Source organism: Bartonella sp. AP258QHHD (genome assembly GCF_042196145.1).
GTDB lineage: Bacteria > Pseudomonadota > Alphaproteobacteria > Rhizobiales > Rhizobiaceae > Bartonella.
On the sequence record NZ_JBHIPR010000020.1, the window covers coordinates 961 to 16,407 of the forward strand.

Sequence of the window (15,447 nt, forward strand, 5' to 3'; positions counted from 1 at the left end):
CGGCGGCTTATCTTTTTCTGTAAACCAAAAGGGAGTCTCTACCTGTGGACTTCCTGCTATTTGGTCAAATTCTTGATTACACTTGTCCAAAGCATCCCCACTCAAACCTACACACTCTTCGTCTATAGCTCTCTTGCGCCTTTGCAAGTGAGCTTCAGAAGAAGAAACATCCCGTTTTTTTCGAGAAGAAAGACCTTCTGATGACGCTGGACCTATAAAATGCTCATGCGCTTTTAAAGAACAGGGTTGTATACTTGCAAAAGAACGCCAAGGGTCTAAATTGCGTTCATTATCAAGTCCCCGTAAAAATAGCCCCCGAAAATCGGGAACATTAAACGTCGTGGCGCCATCCCCTTCTCCCCACGTCGTCCCTATTACTTCAAACAAGGCTCTATACGTTCTTCGCGAATAAGCCTTCCCATCACATGGCAACCAACCATCTGGCAAGCGCTCCATTGCAAACGGTCCTATCAGACCGGAAGGTAAACGTTTTAAGGAAGAAACTTTGCCCCTTGTCGGGTTGAGAACTTGCCAACCCGTAAGCTCTTCATCATACACAAGCGTATAAAGACAGCCATCTTGTATCTCTCCTCCCGATAAGGCTAATAAACCGGTTTCTGTCGCCTTATAAACGGGCTTACCAGCTAGATTATTTAAAGCAATTGTTGTCGCCCCAACATTCTTGCCCTTCGCTTTAAAACAAACCGATATGCCATTCTTATACTCTAAAAATGCCGATTGGCTTAGAAGCCTTATCACGCTCGTCTTTTGGTTATTATCAACCGTCACAATCCCTTCAAGCACACCCCCCGTATCCGATAAATACTCACTTACCCGTTGCATCATAAAACGAGCGCTATTATTAACCGTGTTAGGGTGCTGTCCCTCTGACCAATTAATTAAAGCATCAGCACCACCATTCTCAGATGCCGTTAAAGACCAATCATAAATCGTGGACATCTAAACCTCACGTCTTGATTCCAAACACAACACTCATATTAATCGGGCGCGTCTCACTTACACCTGAACTTGCCAATGCAACATCACGCATGTGAAGGTGGGAATGGGGAAAGGCGAGCTTATGGTGCACGCGTATATCCTCTGCTCTCACGCCCAAACGTTCAGCAAGCTTCAATCTTTGCTGGTCATTCAACACATATCCCCAGATGATCGTCATATCACCATGCCAACTCTCTTCCTGATTTTCATCATTCAAAATCGTAAAGGATTGACCCCCATGGTCATGCTTTCTCATTGCGTCATTTTGTAAAGTGCCAAGATAACGAAAGCGGTCTATCTCGCGGTCATCATCAACACCTCGTAAAAAAACACCACGCAAATCGGGAACATTAAACTTCGTCCAACTATCAGCGCCTCCCCACCTGATCCCTATCGCTTCATAAAGAGCAGGATAATCACTACGCAAATAAGCCTTCCCATCACATGGTAACCAGCCATCTGGCAAAACTTGCATCCCAAAAATCCCTATCGTCCCTAGTGGATAAACAGGGATAACCGGCTCTTGCGATAAAGAGAGAGGCGTAGGATTTAAAACTTGCCAAGCATGATCCCTATAAACCAAGCTATAAATGCACCCCCTTTGAAGCTCGCCTCCCGATAAAACACGGAGACCTAATTCCGTCGCCTTGTAAACAGGTTTAGCCGCCAAATCATTTAAGGCAATTGCGGTTTCCCCAACATTCTTGCCCTTCGCTTTAAAATAAATTGATATCCCATTCTTATACTCTAAAAATTGCGATTGGCTTTGAAGTCTTATCAACGTCGTCTGGTGTTCAGCATCAACCGTAAAAGTGCTTTCAATCACACCACTCGTATCCGATAAATACTCACGCACACGTTGCATCATCACACGAGCACTATTATTCAGACTACTAGGACGTTGTCCTTTTGACCAATCAATCAAATCATCACAATAGGCATTCAAGGAGGCATTTAAAGACCAATCATAGATCGTCGACATCTTACACCTCATGTCTTAATCGCAAACAGAACACTCACATTTACTGGACGCGTCTCGCCTTCACCAGTGCTCTCCAAAACAACCTCTTGGTTCTCATCAAGAGTATGAGAACTTACAATGTAGCCCCCTAAATTCTCACGCTCTATGCCCATAAAATTCGCTAGAGAGCTCCCCCCAAACAAGCCTAGACGATAGCCCAACACATCCGTCGTATTCCCATCCCAAAAGTTTTCGTTGCTGGTAAAATGAGACATCGAAAGGCTCTGTCCTTGATGTTGATGCGACTCGATTAAATCTGTTTGCACACTTGCAAAAGAACGCCCCTCATCAATATTGCGCCCTCCATCAAGCCCCCGTAAAAACATCCCTCGAAAATCGGGAACATTAAATGTCGTGGCGCCATCACCCTCTCCCCAAACCGTTCCTATCGTCTCAAATAAATCACCATAATCACGACGCAAATAAGCCTTCCCATCGCAAATTAACCAATCCTTTGGAATCCCGCGCATTCCAAACGTTCCTATAAAACCCGTGGGATAAAGATTGCTTTCTTCTTCTTCTAAAGGGAGTGGGGTAGGATTAACAAGATGCCAATGATCTCCATTATAAAACAATGTATAAATGCACCCTTGTTGGATCTCCCCTCCTGATAAAAGCGATAAACCCGTTTCTGTTGCTTTATAAACCGGCTTGCCATCTAAAGCATTTAAGACAATCGTGGTCGCTCCAACATTCTTACCCATAGCCATAAAGCGCAAAACGATACCATTCTTATACTCTAAAAACTGTGAAGTGCTTGCAAGTCTTATCACACTCGTTTGTTGGACATGATCATTTGTAACAATGCCTTCAAGCTCTCCACCCGTGTCTGACAAGTATTCCTTTACGCGCTGCATCATCACACGGGCGCTTGTGTTCACACTGCTAGGTTGCTGTCCTTCGGACCAATCAATCAAATTATCCACGCGCGTATTATCCGACGCTCTAAGCGACCAATCATAAATCGTTGACATTTCTCGTGAATCCTAGCTTCTGTAAAATGGTCCGTAAAATGCCCGCATGAATTGCGTCATCAAAGGATTATCATCATCATCACTCTCTTCTTCTTCCGAAGCCTCTTCTTGTGATGCTAATAATGCCCTTAAAACCTCTAACAAGTTGTCTCTATTTCTAATGCCACCCTGCGCTGTAGGACTTGCTCTATGAGGCTGCCCACCATACATCTGTAATACACGGTTGACAAAATCACTTGCACGCATAGCGTTGTTTCCACCATTCAAGCCAACCGCATTGCTCCCAACAATTTGCGCCGCATTGGCATGGGGATTTTGAAGAAGCCGCGCGGCTCCTCCTGCCCCTTGTTGATGTGCTAAATACAATTCTGCTTCACTAGGCGCTCTTCCCAATAGACGGCTTAAATGATTGCGATTATCAAGCGTCAACCGCCCCATGGCATCTGCCGCTTGCATGGGATCAAACCTATCCTGCAAACCATATTGCTTGGCGGTGCTGTCTATAAATTGATACAACCCACCCGCAGAAGAACGGGGATTCCTTGCATTCGGATTGCCTCCACTTTCTACTTGCGCAACACGGTACAAATAACTCTCTGGCAAACCATAACGCGCTGCCGTTTGCCGTATCGCTTGATTAACAGAAGGACTAGAACGGGTCATTTCGCGTACTCTATTGAAGCACTAGGACCTAACCCTTTTGCTACAGCTCTAGAAACAATCTTCAAGCCTTCATCCGTTATCACACCGGCTTTATGCCACTTCAAAGCACTTTGAATCAATTTGGCAATTTCATTGCGCTCCATTCCTTTAACGCCAAAAGTTGCTAACTTCGCTATACCGCGCTCTAGCTCTTGTCTTGCCCGTAGCGCCTCTGGAGCATTCGGGTGGAAAAATATGTTTCGTGCTAATTTTAAGCCTTGAGCTGGTATATCAGGAATACTATGTGGTACACGAACTCCATCAAAAAGAGAAACCTCAGGAGTGCCTTCAAATTTGCTAAAACCCTCTTTTGCTGCATCAGAATAGAATTGCTCCTGATCTACTGCCTTTTTAAAAGTAGAAAACCGTTCCGGTCCTATGGTCCTTTCAAGATTCTCAGACGCAAGATTTTGTTTTAAAAGTTTAGAAAATTCATTAATAGGGTCATCACTTTTTCTGAGTAAATCATCTAAGGCATTTCTCATACCCATCTGATAGGTATTATTTTGTTTTGTCCAATTCCCTTTAGAAAGATTTTCCTTAACTGCATCCCTTTCAATACTCTTTTCAAGTTTCGTGCCTAGAGCTTGTCTACCCTTCTCAAAACTATCTGCAAAATTTTTGAATTTTGCTGCACTACCACGCGCTGCTTGATAAGTAGGAGAGATTTGATCCATTATTTTTACTAAATCTTGTTTGAGGATTTCGTATCCTAAAACCTTCTGGTTATCGCCATGTTTCTTACTTTTTTCGATTAAATCATCAAGAGACTTCTTGGTTTGATCTAATAACTCTATCGTAGGTTTATAGTTTATACTGCTAAACTTTCTATTATAAAATCGTCTAGGATTTATACTGAGGGGGTGTTCCTCTAAAGTCTTAACAGCTTCTTTGAGAGCTCTTTGAAACCCTTTATTTTCAAAAAGTTTATTAAGAGCTGGATAATGTTCTTTTCCTATTGGAATTTGCTTCGCTTGTTCATAGAGATGATCATGAGCCTCTTTTCCTTGCCGTTTAAGTGTCCTGCTTAAAGTATCTCTATGCTGGTATGGAACAATCGTCTGCTCCATCATATCATCAAGACGTTGAACAGAACCGCCTAATCTTTTCTCATGCGCTTGTTTCAAGAGATTATAAACATCTTCATTTGTTTTAGACGCATTCCACAAAGTCTGTCGTAGTTTTTCATTAATATCTGTCAAAAATACTTCCTGAGGTTCTGAGCTAAGACGTTCCGTGATCTTTTGGGTTTTATTATCGTAAAGTTGCTTGGCAACTTCTCGCAAAGCTTTATTTGAAACCTCTTTACGAGCAGGATTAAAATAATTCCTCACGACAGGAGGTGACTTTAAAGCATTTCCTAAACTACGAACTGCCTTAGAAATACCCATACCTCCTAAAGCAGCAACCGGCGTCAAAACTGCCCCACCAACACCACCGGCTAATGCCGAATTCACCGTATCATTGTAACCTTTTCCTGCACCAGAACCATGTAAAGCTCCAGAACCTGCCCCAACAATAGCTCCCCTACCTAAACTTCCTAAAGTCGAGCCTGCTCGCAAAAAATTTAATGCGGGAATACCCAAAGATGCTAATGTTGGTAAAATCGAACCAGCAATATAAGCACCAGAAGACAACCATGGATATTTCTCTTCCAAGGCTTTTTGGTAAGCGCGTTCCTTGGCTACTCTTCTGTTATAAACCTCTACTGCTTTCTTATCACCACGCCAATAATCCGTAAAACCTGCTTCATTCGCCGCTTGTATCTCATCACTGTACCCTGCTGTAAGACCAGATGTACCATGGCTTCTAACAGCATCCCACCACGTAAGATCTTTATCATCAAATGCAAAATCTTTGAATGTTTCTTGAGTATTTGGAATATCTTGAACTGGACCAATTACTTTATATTTCCTAGCCCACTCAGGGAGACGTGATTTATCATAATCCTTAAGTTCAGGATAATTTGTTTCCTTTTGAACATCTTCAGCAATACCAATAACCTTATACTTTCTAGCCCATTCAGGAAGAAGTGACTTATCATAATTCTTAAGTTCAGACATGAAACACAACCTATTTTCTTATAGTCATTCTTTTACCATCGGCATCAATAACAATAAAATCTGCTCCTTTCGGTAAGGCTTCAATTTCTTCTGCACTTTTTACTACAGGCGCATTTGCACTATGTCCTTGCTGTGGAGCTTTAGAATGCGACTGTGAGGTAACCTTATCAACACTCTCTTGCGTTAATTCAATGCTGCTGTCTTCTAGCAATTTCAATACGTCTAATTTCATCTTAGCCAAAATCTGATGGATTTTTTTCAACCTAAACAAGAGCTCTTTATGACCCAAGTCGTACTTTATCTCTCCTAAATAGCTCTTTAAGATATCAAGCTCTCTTTCTGTAAGGTTACCAAAACCAGAAGCACCATTGCGTGAATACCGTCTCATCGTTTCTAAACGGTCAATACCTATACGGTTTTTAATGGAATCAAGCAGTGAACGCATATCACGGTGTTGAGGAACCTTAAAAGAAGCTTGCCAATCAGCAAGATTTCCCGTAGCCCAATCACCATTCTCTTCTATATAATTCATAAAACGTTCAATGTCATGGAGTGTATTACTACTGATAGCTTCACTATTTTTAAGATCTATTGTTTCTCGTAGGCGGTCCATTTCTTCTTTAGATCTAGCATCATAACCGCCGTTCACTTTTTGTAATAGAAAAGCATTCAATGCATCTTTATTCCCAGCCATGAACCGCGCCTCTTCTTCACTGTACCCTTTAGATTTTAGATATTCGACGGTCTGATTAACCTGCCCTCTTTGTTTATCTCCTTCGTTAAGACGCTTCACACCACTTGCAAGCGCATCCCACCCAGAACCGCCTGACGGTGCTGCCGACATACCTGCAAAAAGATCTTGAAGCTTTTTATAAAAATCAGACTGGACAAACTTTTCAAAACCAGTTCGAGTATCTACTGGAGAAGTTTGTGACTGTGGTGTTGAAGCTGCCTCTACTATAGGCGTAAGTTGTTTAATCTCCTGTGCATTAGGGAGTGGTGGATGATTACCAACACCAAATGGTATTTCTGCTTCAGGAACCACATAAGGTTCCTTCTTCTCATGATATACTCCATCCGGAACAATAGTTCCTATTTGAGAAGGCGCAAGAGAACCACTCTCAAACGGTTTATCAATAGAAATTGCACTAGGAGTAGCAGGACCTTGATGCTGCTGTATGACTCTCTGCAACAGATTCATTTTATCAATAGGTCTCTCACCAATCTTCGGAATAACCATTCCTAATAGCTTTCGACCATAGATCTCTTCACGCTTTTGGCGTTCTCTTTCTTCTTGAACTGTAGACCATCTCCTTCTATTGCGTTTTAATGTAGGTGGGAGATGTGTACTATGTTGTATTAAACCATCTGCTCCTATTCTAGACATTCTAACTAAAGGATGTTCACCTTGATCAGGAGGAATAAAAAAACGCGAAATGTTATCGAACCAAGAACTTTTTTCCATTTCTTTCTTTCCTATACACCGAATTTTTTGCCTAAAAATGCGCCAAAAGGTTTAGAAATATCAGGGATACCCATAAAACTTGTCGCAAGACCTGCTACTGTCGCAAAATTCTTCCAAGGGTCGTTGCCTTGCATCATAGAGGCTGTATTATTATTCGTTGTCGTGCCGTAATTCCTTGCAAAGCCATGACCGGCGTTCATAAGCATATTCAACCTATTCCAGCCGCTATTGTCTTGTTCCAGCCAACGTTCTCTATTGGCATCAACAAGGCGTTGATTGTGGGCATCAAGCACACCTCCCCCTTGTATGGCATTGGAATAGGCATTCCCATAACCCTGTAAGAAGTTATTTGAGGCGCCCAATTGATTTTGATTGGCTTGGTCTATCATGGCATTGGCTTGCATCATGCGATCCGCATCACGATTATACTGGTCTGCTGTAGCACTTGTGGACAAAGAACCAAGTTCATTTGCTAATACACCTGCATGTGCACCGGACCCATAACGACCCGCACCTGCAAAAGAGCTGTTAATCGTATCTCTTACACGGTCTAAGCTATTTTGAAGGGCGGCATTAAAAGACGGATTCTGTCCAACCATATCACCAGAAGCCACTCTTCCAAGATTGCTTGCTGTCAACGTTGGATTGTAAATCGTATTCATCAAAGAGCGATTTTGATAATGCTGTGGAATACTTCCAAGACCACCAATTCCATAGCGCGTTTGATCACTTAACGGCGCTACACGAGGACCGCCATAAACATTCCCACCCGCCCCTGTATCATACAGATTATACGCATCCGCACCACCTCGCTTAAAGACATTCTGCATCCAAGCAGGAGGGGCACTTGTCTGCACCTGCTTCTGTTCTGTCGTTGCTGGTCTACTGCTCCCCATGTCACAATTCCTTCNTTGAAACGAGAGAATCCTACGTTATTCGGGACTCTCATTCAACATACAAAACAGTGAATTATCATTATAAATCAATACCTTGTCCAAGCAGGAGGGGCACTTGTCTGCACCTGCTTCTGTTCTGTCGTTGCTGGTCTACTGCTCCCCATGTCACAATTCCTTCCTATAATAAAGCATATCTATGCCATAACCTTGTTTGTTCAGTGCACGTTTCCAACCTAAACGCCCTAAAATCTCTATCTCAAAAGCCCCATTCTCACGCGCCCAATCCTCTACAAATGTCAAATTATCAACTTGATCAAGAACGCCCTTGCCACTACATTCACAAATCAGAGCGCGCTTCTTTCCTAAAACTGTCTGTTGTATCTGGGTCGTGAATGCCGCTAAAAAGCGCTCGTCATCATCCAAAACAAGCCATAACTGTTTCTTGCCACTGCAAATCGCTTCAAGGAGCTCTTGCAACGTGATTTCATGTTTAAAACGTTCCACATACTCGCGAAACGACGCAATGATGTCTTCAAGGTATGGTGCTATACGCTCCATATCCCAAGACGTGGTCAAAAAGACTTTTGCCATTACCCTCTGCCTAAAGGACGTAAATCCACATTAAATCCTGTGATTTGGTTCCAATGAACACCTTCAGGAATACGCAATTTAAAGCGGTGATAACGATTGCGCGAACGACCATGATAAGCACCCGTGACATATGAACATGCCCTCTCTTGGTGCCATGTAATCGGCGTCTGATTATTGCGAAGACGACGCTCTCCTATGCTTAAAAGACCTTCCGTCGTATCAACTTCAGCAAACATCTTCGTGATAAAGTTAAAACTTCCATCTGGTGCTCCCAATTCTTGCGAAACAACCGTTGCCTCCATCGGTGCTCCCGTAAACATAACAAGCCGATTTTCATCATCAAAAGCACCAAGCATTGGGGCGCCACTTTGCCAACGAGGGCTGTCTAAAGAAGCCGGCAATGTCTCAAGATTGATCGAGATCTCATCTAACTGTTCTAAAGTATAACCTGTCGTAAATACTGGAAACAACGTGAAAGGTTTTCCCTGTAGCGTCGACCATTTCTGCAATCCCCAATCATAAACAAAGGTCGTTTGCTCGTTATTGCCTCTCTTTAAGGACCAGTAAATCCGGTTATCAATGGGATCTATAACCCCTTGCATCTCATCAAGAGCAAACTTATCAAAGGTTTTAAAAACTGTTCTATCAACTTTCTCAAAGCCTATCGGCAAAAGTTGACCATCCAAACTCATCTGATAAAAACCACCATCACTCGCAAAAAAAGCATCACTCCCTCGACATGCTATAGAGGACGCACTACGGGCTCCGCGCTTGTCTTGTATCTTTTGAAACGTAAACACAATCTTAGAACCCGCAACAAAGGTTCCTGCATAAATAGCAGAACGCATAAAAATGAGGGGATTAGTCGATTCCGTAGACCCTTGAACATATTCTCCATCTGGAAAATCTTGAAAATCGCAATCTTTCTGCTTAACTGTCCAATGGGTTGCATCTTCCAAACCTGACCAATGAATGCGATTGGGGTGATCTGTCAATTGCATCAAACAAACAAAAGGTCCCCAAACCTTCACCAATCCTGCTTTCGGGGGATTGCCTCCTAAATCTTCAAATCGTTCAGAACTATGGGTATTAAAAACTTGTGGTTTATCATTTTTATTCACCGCAATAATTCTTTGACCAAACAAAGCGAACGACCATTGATTATCTTCATGCGCATGATAAGTCACACCACTTTGACTTATGTCCTTCCACCCCTTCGTTTGACTATCATAACTGTAAAGCTTTTTGGCTCCTCCTACGATTATCTTAACACCATTGCCACTTCTAAAGGCTATGCACCCCAACGGCTTTTCTTCTAAAGCATGAGACACTACCATTGCATTAGGCATCGGAATGTAACAGCCATCAGCCGGTAAAACATTCACAAGCATATCCGTAAAACTGCCGTTGACAACCGCAACATCTGGTCTGTAATCAGCGATTGGAAAATAAACCATATTAGAAATCCGTCGGAATTATTCGAGTGACGTTATGACGTTGAGACGTCTCTGCACGCAATTCATGCAACTGTTCGTTAAAGTCATTGTACGCTGCTGTTGCACAATCGGGTTCTTTAAGGATATTCTTGTAAAGTTCGTATTTTGCACGCGCCTTAATCAAATCAAACGCGTGCACAAACCATGGATGCTCCTCATCAACATTCTCTATCTCTGATAAACGCAATGGAGAGAGAATGAGTTGAATCTGATAGGCTTTATCCGGCGTGGGATAAAGATGTAATTTCCTATCAAAATAACTGTAACAAACCGGCGTTCCTTGCTGCTCTGATGATAACAAAGGCTCTAAAGAAACATGGTCCTTACACTCCAATGCAAACTTATGATGTTGATCAGAACTCAGATAAACGTTTTTGATTTTAACAGCACTTTCGATATGGCTGGTAGTGCTTGCATCATAAACACCTTGTCCCGCCCGTGTCTCAAACACCACATCACGGCTTTCGTTAAAGTAAAAGGTCTCCCGTTCACAAAAACGAATGGCTGCAAAAATGCTTTCTTGGATTTGTTGAACATACTCATCGGCTATGTCATCAATCTCATCTTGAATGACCGACACTAAGTGCGAAAGTGTTCTCTTATGACGATAAACATCTCGCTTTACAGGTATCGGTCCTCCAGTCTTAACCCGAATATAATGACGTGTCATCAAAATACCTCTCAGTGATTAGTCACGAATTCAACGACTATACTTGCTTGACCAGCTTGTACCGTTTTGTCCGCTTTAGCATAGAGAGTAAGTTCTTCATCATAAGGGACAAATTCCTTCTGATTGGTGGGCTTAACCTCTTTTACTGCCTGTTGTTTGATTTCCGCTTCACCAAACTCAGTCCCTCCAGCAGTGCTGCCTATTTTGACCTTTGTGTCCGAAAATGCTGTCTTAACAAACACTTTAATCGAAGTAATCAAAGCACCACGAGGGAGGGTGCCTATCTTCATCACCTTTTCTTTATCTTCATAGCTAAAATTAAGCCGCAAAAAGCTTACCTGCTGGGTATGAAGATTTCTCCCTTGCAAGGGCTGTGGTAAATAATCTGCCATGTCTTATCCCCTCAATGATTTGTTACGAATTGCACAACCACAATACATTCACCAGCATCGGTGGTTTTGTCTCGTGTTGCATAAAGGGTCATCTCCTTATCATCTGCAACAAAAGACTTTTGATCTGTTGGCGTAAAATCTTGCGTGCCTTGGGCTTTGATGTCTTTTTCACTGAACTCATTGCCCCCATAGCTGCTGCCAATCTTCAATTTCGCTTCTGAAAATGCCGTCTTAACGAACGCTTTTATTGAAGTGATCAAAGCGCCACGGGGTAATATCCCAATTTTCTCCGTAAGATGCTTATCTTTATGCGAGATATTTAACCGCAAAAAACTTACCTGTTGGGTATGTAGATTTCTGCCCTGTAATGGAGGGGGTAATTGATCTGCCATGTCTTGTTTCCTCCCTATGATTAATTATCAGGTTCACCACTGTAGGTGGGGATAACAATCGTTCCAAAATCTTGCGCTGCTTGAGAGCTATTTGGAAATTTGAAACGGGTTTTCTTCATGCCAATCAGTGTTTTCGCAGACAAACCATAGTAACGTTGATAGTCGAAATGCTCTTCCACCAATTTATAGCGATTGACATTGCGATTATTTCCAAAAGCCATAACGATACTTTGTGCTCCAAGAAAAACAGCACGACGCACACTTTTTTTCGCTGTATGATCGGTAGATTTAACCCCATGGGTGACATGTTCAGATTCACGTAAAATCACACCATTATACATGCCTAAAGAACCATCAAAGATTGGGTTTTGCGCACGAGAGCCTGTGTAAGCAGCTTTCTGAATATCAAGCCACTGTCCAGTCTCTGTATTGGTGCGCAATTGCATCACTTGTGTTGGGTGCAAATAGAGAACATAAACACTCTCCCCATTCACACGTACTGGTCGAATTTTGGGATTAGCAAGTTTCGCCATTTTTACAGCTTCGTCAATAAGCTTCAAACTAAAGCTGTGTTTTGGCGCTTCACTGAGATCTTCATCCTTGGTTTTACCATCTGGACGGATAATTCGCTTACTACTTGGTGCCAGAGGTTCATTAAATCCATAATGCACATTCTCGATATCTATCATCCGATCTTCAAAAGAGATTGTCCTTGCTGTATATCCGCAAGCTTGAATGAAAAACATCAAGCTTAAGCGATCTGCATACCAATCAACTAAGCCATCTTTTGCTTCGTCACGCAAATCAAACGTTGTACGTTGTTGCGCTATACTACCTTCATTTTCTACACGAACTGCATGCGAAAGCTCGTCAATATATAGTCTGTCATGAAGGAATTGTAATGCCTCTTCATTCCCCTCAAGCGTCTGTCCTGAGGTAACTCCCCGTCCCAAAAGCTGTGTACGTAAGCTAAATGTAACACAATCCCCTCTGCCCTTCTGTGTTTCAGTTTTAAGTTGAATAATGCTGTTTGAACCCTTGCCTATAAGGGGGGCAATAGGTATCGCCTTTGAAACTTCTGTATTTAATAATTTTGACCACGTGCTTATCGCATGAGGATCATCTGCTCTAACTGTTGTTAATGCCATTGATTTTACCTTTCTTTGCTGTAAAAAAAACCGGCTTAAAAGCCGGACCATAACCCTGCATAAAACAGGCTAATTTCTATAAAAATGCACTCTTAATACCCGTTACCAGCACCATGCAATTGCCGAAAAATTGCTTTATTTTTCGGATTTGATATCCAAGCGTCAAATTCTTCTTCTGACATCCTATCAATGCTTGCTAAAGTGATTGGTCCAACACTGCCCCCTCCACCAGATGCCGTTAAGGTTCTCGCAGAATTCTGCCGGCTTTGAAGCGCAGCAACTTGATTATTCGCTTGTAATGCTTGGTTCTGATAGCCAAGATTTTGCGCTATTCTATAAATCTCTTCTGCCGGATTGAGATCTCTTTGTGCACAAGTCGCTACAAGAGCATGCAATTGATCTCTTATAATCGCATCTATTGTGTTTTGTTGTCCATACTCAGGATAAAGTGATGACCAAGAACTCAATTCCTTTGCGCGTGCCTCATAAAGAAAATTTGCCGCGGCATCAAAATCACTGGATTTATTTTGAAACGACTTAACAGAATTATTAAAAAATTCACCAAGACGTATATCATGCTGCTGCTGTTCCTCAGCTTGTCTTAGCGCTTCTTTCTGTTCCCTAATATACGCATCTTGCTTTTGAATCTTATCTAGCATCCACGCCACTAAACGAACAGGGTCCTCACGTAGGTCTGGGGGTGCATTTTCACCTTCAACCATTGGCGTCTGGGATTGGGGTTCATAAAACTTTACAAGCGCTTCACGGGCTTGTTTGGCTTGTTGCTCCATACGCTGCTGTTCTATACTAGGAACAATCTCTGAAGGTTTTTCAACGGGCTGTGCAACCGGCTCTGGAGACGTAATGTCATCATTATCAATCGTTTCACCATCATAAGTGCCGGCATCAAAAGAGCTCTCATCATCAAAGACCGGTGCTCCAACTCTGTAATCTTCATTCATAGCTTCGTTCATTTCTGCATTCATTCTCTAACCTCTCTCAAATGCTTCTTCCTCTGTATGTTGCCGCTCTTTCACGCATGATTTGATTTTGCGCTCGTTCATTAAGAATACGCTCCCGTTCAAGCTCATGCTTCTGTTGCATCAATTCAGCTTCCAATTCTGCTCTCTTTTGACGCATGACCAATTCAATCTGCTTGCCTTGTAAATCCATCTGTTGCATCTGACTTTTAGCCGCAATATCTTGCTGCTTTTCCTGCAACTTCATTTCTTGTTCCGGATTCATTTGCTGTTGTTGGGCTTGTTGTGCCATTTGCTGCTGTTGCATCTTCTCACTCACACGATTAAGCAATGACGCAGGCAATGGAGAATAACGAAGTAGATCAAGCATAATATCCGGCGTAATCGCATTTTGAAGCAATGGGAGCAGCTGTGTGATGATACCAAAGGTGCGCTCTTTCTCATTCGGGCTGGTTGGAGCATCATCCACCACAATATCGTAATCAACACTCATCACCGCTTCACGTGTTAAGGGAATATATTGCGCATTCTCCTCACCCGATATCCTCACCAAACGACCATCAGACAAGTAATTCTGTATCAGATGCAAAATAATCTTACCCTGCCTTTTGCGATACAAACGCAAGCCATCAAATAGACAAGCAAGCAGGTTAAGACTAGATTGACGCCGTTGTGCTTCTAAAATCCCTGCTTGTGAGACTTCTCTCGTCCCGATAAACTCAGGCGATAAGCCCGTAACTTGATTAATCGCTTCCTTGGCTTCATTAAACAGTTGGAAAAAACCGGTTGGGAATTGCGCTACGGGTTTGGGCTGTATCTTACCACCTGCCAAAGCGCCATTTTTTAAAACCGTAATACTATCTACTCTGCTCCAACTCTTTACAGCTTCTCTCACATCTTCAAATGCGCCCCGCTCTGCCATTATCCCGCCTTTGGATTGGCTATTAAGGATATGCATTACTTGACTAAAATATTTATTCGCCCATCGTTGTGGATCTTTTGTCGGACGGACAACCCCATAAAATTGCCGTTCTATCTTATCAAAATACCCTGTTATACACTCCCAACCCAATTGACCCGCTGGAACCAAAGGTTGATCAGGGGATTCAAGCAATTTTCTCCCTAAAAAAGCACGTTTTACGACCTTTTTATTGAAAGCTGCCCCTTGGATATCGGGCATCATGCACTGTAACTGCTTAAATTCCTCTTCGCTATAATCACGCAATTCACCCGTTTCTAAATCGGGCGCTTTGTAATATCGCTCGCTTTCAAACCAACGGCATTCAACAAGTGTAACCATCCGACGACCGTTTTCAACATCAATGCCCTTCTCATCATCGTAAGCTTCAAGATCATTATGATGAATGCCTTCATGAGAGCTCCCATCACGCGCCCAATCCGCACTCAGCTCTGTCCAATGAGATTTGGGAAACATCTGCTTAGCTACTTCTAACGGCTTGCGGTCTACATACCACAAACGTTGTGCATCGGTTAAATTCGGTTGCACTGCCGCACTATCCCAGACCATTTTCAGTGGGTCTAAACGCGTAATAACCGGTTCACCATCTATACTGTTCTCATAATCAAGCCGCGTATCGGTCCAGCCCATGCCGCAGATGACAGCGTCTTGGAAAGCATCACTATCTGCATATTCAGCA

General features: G+C 42.6%; 15 protein-coding genes. All 15 read right to left on the reverse strand.

Going from position 1 to position 15,447, the window contains the following annotated elements; all coding sequences use genetic code 11:
* Positions 1-960, reverse strand: a 960-nt coding sequence (locus tag ACFIMM_RS02830; RefSeq protein WP_375692601.1) for a phage tail protein, incomplete at its 3' end; no start/stop codon positions are given.
* Between the two features lie 7 nt (positions 961-967).
* Complete coding sequence (locus tag ACFIMM_RS02835) at positions 968-1,981, reverse strand: phage tail protein (RefSeq protein ID WP_375682516.1); 1,014 nt, start codon at positions 1,979-1,981, stop codon at positions 968-970.
* An 8-nt stretch (positions 1,982-1,989) separates the two neighbouring features.
* A complete protein-coding gene (locus tag ACFIMM_RS02840; RefSeq protein ID WP_375682517.1) occupies positions 1,990-2,994 on the reverse strand; it encodes a phage tail protein in 1,005 nt (334 codons plus the stop codon).
* A 12-nt stretch (positions 2,995-3,006) separates the two neighbouring features.
* Positions 3,007-3,657: a transglycosylase SLT domain-containing protein gene (locus tag ACFIMM_RS02845; protein WP_375662122.1), complete on the reverse strand. Its 651-nt coding sequence runs from the start codon at positions 3,655-3,657 to the stop codon at positions 3,007-3,009.
* The gene (locus tag ACFIMM_RS02850) at positions 3,654-5,759 is read right to left on the reverse strand and encodes a glycine zipper family protein (RefSeq protein ID WP_375682518.1); all 2,106 of its coding nucleotides are present in this window, start codon (positions 5,757-5,759) and stop codon (positions 3,654-3,656) included. The genes ACFIMM_RS02845 and ACFIMM_RS02850 overlap by 4 nt, the downstream gene beginning before the upstream one ends.
* Positions 5,760-5,769: 10 nt before the next feature.
* Positions 5,770-7,224 carry a hypothetical protein gene (locus tag ACFIMM_RS02855; protein WP_375674600.1) on the reverse strand — a complete coding sequence of 485 codons (1,455 nt, stop codon included), beginning with the start codon at positions 7,222-7,224 and terminating at the stop codon, positions 5,770-5,772.
* Positions 7,225-7,235: 11 nt separating this feature from the next.
* Positions 7,236-8,120, reverse strand: a complete 885-nt coding sequence (locus ACFIMM_RS02860) for a hypothetical protein (protein ID WP_375682519.1) — start codon at positions 8,118-8,120, stop codon at positions 7,236-7,238.
* 165 nt (positions 8,121-8,285) lie between these two features.
* Positions 8,286-8,711 carry a hypothetical protein gene (locus tag ACFIMM_RS02865; protein ID WP_375610955.1) on the reverse strand — a complete coding sequence of 142 codons (426 nt, stop codon included), beginning with the start codon at positions 8,709-8,711 and terminating at the stop codon, positions 8,286-8,288.
* On the reverse strand, positions 8,711-10,168 hold the full coding sequence (locus ACFIMM_RS02870; RefSeq protein WP_375682520.1) for a hypothetical protein: 1,458 nt from the start codon (positions 10,166-10,168) through the stop codon (positions 8,711-8,713). Before ACFIMM_RS02870 ends, ACFIMM_RS02865 begins: the two co-directional genes overlap by 1 nt.
* A 1-nt stretch (position 10,169) precedes the next feature.
* Complete coding sequence (locus ACFIMM_RS02875) at positions 10,170-10,877, reverse strand: hypothetical protein (protein ID WP_375682521.1); 708 nt, start codon at positions 10,875-10,877, stop codon at positions 10,170-10,172.
* Between the two features lie 11 nt (positions 10,878-10,888).
* Positions 10,889-11,269 carry a hypothetical protein gene (locus tag ACFIMM_RS02880; protein ID WP_375610467.1) on the reverse strand — a complete coding sequence of 127 codons (381 nt, stop codon included), beginning with the start codon at positions 11,267-11,269 and terminating at the stop codon, positions 10,889-10,891.
* Positions 11,270-11,280: 11 nt separating this feature from the next.
* Complete coding sequence (locus ACFIMM_RS02885; RefSeq protein ID WP_375682522.1) at positions 11,281-11,661, reverse strand: hypothetical protein; 381 nt, start codon at positions 11,659-11,661, stop codon at positions 11,281-11,283.
* A 20-nt stretch (positions 11,662-11,681) separates the two neighbouring features.
* Positions 11,682-12,809 (reverse strand): N4-gp56 family major capsid protein, encoded by a 1,128-nt coding sequence (locus ACFIMM_RS02890; RefSeq protein ID WP_375628271.1) that lies wholly within the window; start codon positions 12,807-12,809, stop codon positions 11,682-11,684.
* Positions 12,810-12,901: 92 nt separating this feature from the next.
* Complete coding sequence (locus ACFIMM_RS02895; protein ID WP_375628273.1) at positions 12,902-13,795, reverse strand: hypothetical protein; 894 nt, start codon at positions 13,793-13,795, stop codon at positions 12,902-12,904.
* 13 nt (positions 13,796-13,808) lie between these two features.
* On the reverse strand, positions 13,809-15,447 hold a 1,639-nt coding region (locus ACFIMM_RS02900; protein ID WP_375682523.1), incomplete at its 5' end, for a phage portal protein.